The 994-nt window shown below is 76.3% G+C and carries 1 protein-coding gene; it reads right to left on the bottom strand.

Annotated elements, in window-relative coordinates; translation table 11 throughout:
• Positions 1–994 (bottom strand): diguanylate cyclase domain-containing protein (locus tag E2E34_RS34600; protein WP_138905755.1); only part of this gene is annotated, 994 nt, incomplete at both ends.

Here is a 994-nt window from a genome sequence, read left to right on the forward strand (position 1 = left end):
GCTCCCGCCCCCGGAACCGCCGCCGGTCGTGGGGCGCGGGCGGCACCGCGTCCGCGAGGCGGACCACCGCTCCGTCGCGCCCCGCCACCACCGGCAGCGTGGAGCGCGCGGCCTTGGCGCGGTACTGCGCCGCGTCCGCCAGCCGGAAGAGGCGGCGCGCGGTCCGTACCGGCCCGATCGGGTCGCCGGTCGAGGCCACCCCGCAGGCGACGCCCTCGCCGAGGTCCATCTCCGCCGCCCGTACGCACAGGTCCTCGGCCACCTTCACCACCGCGTCGGACGACGGCCCCACCGCCAGCAGGCAGAACTCGTCGCCGCCGAGCCGCGCCGCCAGCGCGCCCGGCAGCATCGCGCCGCACAGCGACAGCACCGAGCCGAAACGTTCAAGCAGCCGGTCGCCGACCGCGTGGCCGAGCGAGTCGTTGACGCGCTTGAGGCCGTTGAGGTCACAGACGACCAGGCTGACGACCGCCCCCGACTCCCGGTGCCGTTCCACCGCCTCGTCGAGGCCCATGTCGACGGCCCGCCGGTTCGCCAGCCCCGTCAGCGGATCGGTGAACGCGAGCTTGCGGACCTCCTCCAGCAGCTCCGTCTGGGCGATGCCGGCCGCGACCACCGAGGCGAGCACGGTCGCGAAGTCGGCGTCGGCGCGGCCGAACGCCGGCGTCCCGGCCGGCCGGGCCACGTACAGCTCCCCCCACGCCTGCCCGCGCATCACGATCGGCGCGACCACGCACGACCCGCGCCCGCGCCGCCGCAGCGCCGCCACGCGCTGGTGGCAGAAGCCGGCCGCGGGGTCGCCGGCGGACGCGTCGGCCGTCTCGACCCACGCGTTGGGCTCGCCCCCGCCCGCCCACTTCTCGTGCAGGAACTCGGTGATCTCCGGGAACTGGTGAACGGGGTAGGTCTCACCCTCGGGGAACTCCTCCTCCCCCTCCGCCCGCACGACCGCGTTCACGAGCACCCGCAGCCGCCCCATCTCGCGCTCCCACAC

The organism is Streptomyces albidochromogenes (genome assembly GCF_005981925.1).
Taxonomy (GTDB): domain Bacteria; phylum Actinomycetota; class Actinomycetes; order Streptomycetales; family Streptomycetaceae; genus Streptomyces; species Streptomyces albidochromogenes.